2 protein-coding genes are annotated in these 6,129 nt (G+C 67.8%); both read right to left on the bottom strand.

Going from position 1 to position 6,129, the window contains the following annotated elements; translation table 11 throughout:
* Nucleotides 1–102 precede the first annotated feature (102 nt).
* Nucleotides 103–2,928 carry a PQQ-dependent sugar dehydrogenase gene (locus AB0M65_RS39825; RefSeq protein WP_364040486.1) on the bottom strand — a complete coding sequence of 942 codons (2,826 nt, stop codon included), beginning with the start codon at nt 2,926–2,928 and terminating at the stop codon, nt 103–105.
* Nucleotides 2,929–3,016: 88 nt separating this feature from the next.
* Nucleotides 3,017–5,839, bottom strand: a complete 2,823-nt coding sequence (locus AB0M65_RS39820; protein WP_364040483.1) for a PQQ-dependent sugar dehydrogenase — start codon at nt 5,837–5,839, stop codon at nt 3,017–3,019.
* Nucleotides 5,840–6,129: the final 290 nt, after the last annotated feature.

Raw genomic sequence — 6,129 nt, 5'->3', positions numbered from 1 at the left:
ACCACTACAACTACTCGGACTCTGACCACCAACCAGCCACAACCGACTTTGCCGGGGCCCTGCGCCTAGCGCAAGGAAGGAGGCCTTCATGTACTCAGGTCGCTACCAGCGGCGGTCGGTCACCACGCGGGTAGAGGCGTTCCAGAACACGTAGCCGCCCTGGAAGTTGTTCTGCCGCCCGCCGGTGACGCCGAACTCGTCGGACGTCGGGTACCTCAGGTACGAGGTCTCCCAGCCGAGCGCCTCCCAGCGCTGCCGGATGGCGCCGTAGATCGCGTGCGCGTCGGTCTGCATCGTCCAGTAGACCGACCCGGCCTTGGTGAAGTGGTTGAACCGGCCGATCCCGTCCGGCGTCCCGAGTTCGTCGGTCGATGGGTACCCCAGCGGGCCCGCTTCCCAGCCGAGCTCTTCCCACTTCGCGCGGATCCGGCCCCAGATCGCCCTCGCGTCGGTCTGCACCGTGTAGTAGATCGACGCGTTCTTGCTGAAGTGGTTGAACCGGCCGATCCCGTCCGGCGTCCCGAGTTCGTCCGTCGCCGGGTAGCCGAGTTCACCGGCCTCCGCGCCCAGCGCCATCCACTTCACCCGGATCCGGCCGAACACCGGATGCGCGCCGGTGTTCACCGTGTAGTAGATCGACGACTGCATCTTGCCGGGCCACATCGGGAAGTCGTTGTACCGCCCGGTGGTGTCCGGCGTGATCAGCTCGTCGGTCGCGGGCGGGCCGAACTCCTTGTGCCCACCGGCGGCGAGGTACTTCTTGAGGATCTCGCCCTCGATCTGCTTGACGCCAGTGTCCTTCGACCAGTACAGACGGCCGCGCTCATAAGTGCGGAAGCGGACAGTGCCGTCGACGGCCTCGGGTGCGGTCGGCGCGCCGAGTCGTTGCGCCAGTGCGGGTTCGTCGCGGTAGCGCTTGTCGATCGGCGTGATGTAGTTCGCCGTCAGTGTCAGATCGGTGGTGCCCATGGTGACGTTGGTCAGCCGCCCGGTCGCCCCGTTCGACCAGCCGGTGAACGTCGACGAACCGTCCGAAGCGACCTCGGCCGCCTGGATCTCCACGGTCGCGCCTTCGACCACCATCGCCGACGAGGCACCGCCTTCCGGCGTGATGCCGAGTGCCGAGGCCACGTTGCCGACCAGCGTGAGGCGGTGCTCACGCGGCTTCGCGATGTAGGTCTTGGACACCGTGACACCGGCGCTGTCGGTCGCCGACGCGGTGAACTCCAGGTTGGAGTCCGTGTGGTCGGTGAACGGCATGGTGAACTTGGGGCCGGTGGCGCCGTGGTCCGGATGCGCGTGGCAGACCGCGTTTTCCGGGCAGTGCCGGATCAGCGTGGTCCAGGTGACCGGCAGGGCGCCGTCCTCCGTGTCGGTGATGGTCGCACCGGCCTTGACCTCTTCGCCGACCGCGAACAGACGGTCGCCGGGATCGGTCATGACCAGCTTCGGCGAGTGGTTTCCGGGCGCCACGGCGATGTCCGTACTCCCGGACGCCTGAAGGCCGTCCTTCACCGTCAGCTTGGCGGTGAACTTCTCGATGCCCGCCCCGTAGGCGTGACTGACCTTCGCCCCGGTGCCGGTGGTGCCGTCGCCAAAGTCCCACTCGTAGGTCAGCGGGTCGTTGTCGAAGTCGTAGGAAGCGTTGCCGTCGAAGGAAACGGTCCGTGTTTCCGGGTTCGTCTCCGAAGTGGCCACCGCGACCGGCGCCTTGTTCCCGGTGGTGTAACTGAGCCGTCGCAGCACGCCGGTGTAGATGTCGGCGTACACGATGTCACCGTTGGCCGCTGCCGCGAACTTGACCGGACCGCCGATGCCGGTGAACTTCGGCGGCGTCTCCGGCTGGCGTACGACGCGGCCCTGCGTGTCGTACTTGGCCGTCCACAGCTTCTGCGTGGCGTAGTCGCCGAAGAAGTACGCACCCCGGTATTCCTCCGGGTACGACTCTCCATTGTAGACAATCCCGGCGGTGACGCTGTTGCCGTTGTCGACGCCCTGGCCGTGGCGGATCGCCAGCATCGGCGGGGTGTTCACGGCCGAAGCACACGCGGGCATCGCGGAGAAGCCGTCGCTGGGCTGGTTGCCTTCGAAGCACGGCCAGCCGTGGTTCGCGCCCTTCTGGACGAAGTTGATCTCTTCCCAGGTGCCCCAGCCGACGTCGCCGACCACCGGCAGGCCGGTGCTCGCGTCGAGGTCGAACCGGAACGGGCTGCGGAAACCGCTCGCGAACACCTTCGAGCGCAGGGAGTTCGGGTTCCCGGCGGTGTAGTACGGGTTGTCCGGCACGCCGGCGCCGTCCGCGGTGACGTGGTAGATCTTGCCGTAGATCTTGTCGAGGTCGTACACGTTCAGCGCGAACGGGTCGGCCGCGCCCTGGAACCGGGAGCTGTCCCCGGTCGAGACCCACACCGAGCCGTCGGGCGCGGCGGCGACACCGGTGATGCCGTGGATGTCGGTGTTGCCGGGGCCCTCGACGAGGATCTTCTCGCCGGTCAGCCCGGTCGGCCGGGTGGTCCCGGTCGCCGTCCAGCGCGAGGCGCGCATGGTGAATCCGCCGCCAGGGGCGTTCACCGCGCGGGCGGTGTAGACCTGGCGCGAGGTGGCGAAGTCGGGCGCGATCGCGATGCCGACCAGCCCCAGGTCACCGGTGCTGCGAGTGTCGGTCAGCATCGCGACGTCCTCGATCTGCCCGGTGGTGGAGAGCCAGGTGATCTTGCCGCCCTTGCCGGTGGTCAGGATCGATCCGTCCGGCAGGTACACGAAGTCGGTCAGGTCGTACGCGGCTTGTCCGCTCGGCTGATCCCGCAGGACGAAGCCGGGTGGCAGAACGGGTGCCGCGGACGCCGATGTGGACGTCAGCGGCACCAGCAAGGTCACTATCAGCAACGTCACGAAGGCGTGACAGAGCGCACGGATTCTCGAAGGCATGCAGAAGGCCCCTTTCCCCAGTCGAACGTCTCATCGACGGGGTCAAGGTGGACATTTCACTCCTTCGAGTGGCTTAACCGAACTGTGATCACCACCGTCGGTCGATCACCTGCCCGGTGGTCCGGTTCCAGGTGACGTAGCCGCTCTGGAAGCTGTTCTGCCGTCCGATCTGGATGGTGAACTCGTCCGTCGCCGGGTAGCGCAGATACGACCGCTCCCAGCCCAGCGCGGCCCACCGCTGCCGGATCGCGCCGTAGATCGCGTGCGCGTCCGTCGACATTGTCCAGTAGACCGAGCCCGCCTTCGTGAAGTGGTTGTACCGGCCGGCACCGTCCGGAGTGGCCGATTCGTCCGTCGTCGGGTAGCCGAGCGGCCCTGCCTCCCAGCCGAGTGCCTCCCACCTGGCGCGGATCCGGCCCCAGATCGCCTTGGCGTCGGTCTGCACCGTGTAGTAGATCGACGCGTTTTTGCTGAAGTGGTTGAACCGTCCGATGCCGTCGGGTGTCGGGAGCTCATCCGTCGCCGGGTAGCCGAGCGGCCCGGCTTCGAAGCCCAGCGCCGCCCACTTCATCCGGATCCGGCCGTATACCGGATGCGCGCCGGTCGACGGCGTCCAGTAGATCGACGACTGCTGCGTGCCCGGCCAGTTCGGGAAGTGGTTGTAGCGGCCGACGCCGTCCGATGTGGTCGTCTCGTCGGTCGCGGGCGGACCGAACTTCCGATGTCCGCCCAGCGCCAGGTACTTCGCCAGGATCTGGCCCTCGATCTGCTTCACGCCGGTCTCGGCACTCCAGTAAAGCCTGCCGCCCGTGTACGGCCGGTAACGCACGGTCCCATCGGTGACCTCGGGGCCGGTCGGCACGCCGAGTCGTTGCCGCAGCGCGGGTTCCGCCTGGTAGCGCTGGTCGATCGGGGTCAGGTAGGTCGCGGTCAGCGTCAGATCCTGTGCCGGGACGGTGACCGTGATCGTGCGCGAAGTCCGCCCGTCCGACCAGTTCGCGAACGTCGAAACGCCGTCCGCGGCGACCTCGTCCGCCACGACGTCGAACGTCGCGCCCTCGGTCACCATCGCGGTGCCGACCCCGCCCTCGGCCGGGATGCCGAGTGCCGCGGGGACGTTCGCGACCAGTGTCAGCCGGTGTTCGCGTGGTCGCGCGACGTAGGTCTTGGTCGCCTGGACGCCTTCGCTGTCGGTCACCGTCGCGGTGATCTCGACCCGGGAGTCCTGATGATCGGTGAAGGGCAAGGAGAACGACGGCCCCGTGCTCGACGCGCCGGGATGCGCGTGGCAGGTCGCTTCCTCCGGGCAGTGCCGGATGAGCGTGGTCCACGTGACCGGCAAGTCGCCGTCCTCGGTGTCGGTGGCCGTCGCGCCGACGACGACCGGTTCCCCGACCGCGAAGGTCCGCGCGCCGAGATCCGTCATGCCGAGATCCGGCGAGTGGTTCGACGGCACCACGACGACGTCCGTGCCGCCGGTCGCGCCGAGCCGGTCGGTGACGGTCAGCCGCGCGGTCACCCTCCCCACGCCCTCGGCGTAGGCGTGGCTGACCTGGGCACCGGTCTGGCTCGTACCGTCCCCGAAATCCCAGTTGTAGGTGAGAAGATCGCCGTCGAAGTCGTAGGAACCGTTGCCGTCGAAGGAAACCGTCCTCGTCGACGGCTCAGTGCTCGACGTCGCCACCGCGACCGGTTCCGCGTTCGTGCCCGGATAGCTGAGCCGCCGCAGGTTCCCGGTGTAGAGGTCGGCGTACACGATGTCGCCGTTGGCCGCGGCCGCGAACTTGACCGGACCGCCGACGCCGGTGAACTTCGGCGGTCGTTGCGGTGCCTGGACCAACCGGCCCTGGTTGTCGTACGTCATCGTCCAGATCTTCTGCGTGACGTAGTCGCCGAAGAAGAAGGCGCCATGGTACTCGTCCGGATAGGACGATCCACTGTAGACGATCCCGGCGGTGACGCTGTTGCCGTCGTCGGGCCCGGATCCGTGGTGGTACGCGGTGATCGGCGGGGTGTTGACGACACCGGCACAGCCGGCGAGGCCGGCGTATCCCGGCGTCGGGGCGTTCCCTTCCCAGCACGGCCAGGCGTGGTTCGCGCCCGGTCGCACGACGTCCACCTCTTCCCAGGTGTTCCAGCCGACGTCGCCGACCACCGGCAGGCCGAGACGCGGGTCGAGGGAGAACCGGAAGGGGCTGCGGTAGCCGCTCGAAAAGACCTTGGAGCGGTTGGCATTCGGTGCCGCCGCGGAATAGTACGGATTACCCGCGACACCGGCGCCGTCCGGCGTGACGTGCAGGATCTTGCCGTAGAGCTGATCGAGGTCGAGTGCGCGCAACGCGCCGGGATCCATCCTGGTGAAGTCGGCGGCGTCGCCGATGGAGATCCACAAAGTACCGTCGTCGGCCGCGATGAGCCCGGTGATGCCGTGGACGTCGTAGAACCCGGGAAGGTCGACGAGCACCCGTTCGTTCGCGATTCCCGTCGGGACGTCGGTGCCGGTTACCGTCCAACGCGCCACCCGCATGGTGAACGCGCCGCCGATGGTGTTGAACGACCGCGCGAGATAAATCTGGCGTGACGTCGCGAAATCCGGTGCGACGGCGAGGCCGACCAGTCCGAGGTCACCGTTGTTGTGGACGGGGAGCGTCGCGATCGTCCTCACCTGGCCGGTGGCGGACACCCACGCGACCTTGCCGCTCTTGCCGGTGCTGAGGACGGAACCGTCTGGGAGGTAAGCGAAATCGGTCAGCTCGAAGGCAGGCTGGCCGCTCGGCTGGTCCCGCAGGACGAACCCGGACGGCAGAGTGGGCGCCCCGGCCGCTTCCGGAGCGCCCACCCATCCCGGGAAAAGCAGGATTGAAACCGACAACGCGACGAGTGCGCGGGTGATTGCCCGGCTTCTGATCATCGACACTTCCCCATTTCCGGCGTGTCATGGCACGTCGCCGGAAGCGGGGAAGTCATTGCGTGGCGGAGCTTTCATTTATCTGAAAGAAGCCGAACCGCAACCTGCGGGCGGGTTCAGGGCCGGATGGGGCAACGGACGCCCGCTTTCCCGCCGGAGGTCCCCCGATGCCGCCCGATGCCCGCCGGTGCCGCCCGATGCCCCTGATGCCCGCCGGATGTCGCCGATGCCCGCCTGACGCCCGCCCGATGTCATGAGGGGTCCCCATAGGACGAATTTCGTCCTATGGGGAC

Origin of the sequence: Amycolatopsis sp. NPDC051071 (assembly GCF_040682875.1) — a bacterium.
Classification (GTDB): Bacteria; Actinomycetota; Actinomycetes; order Mycobacteriales; family Pseudonocardiaceae; genus Amycolatopsis.
This window is presented reverse-complemented; position numbering and strand designations above follow the sequence as displayed.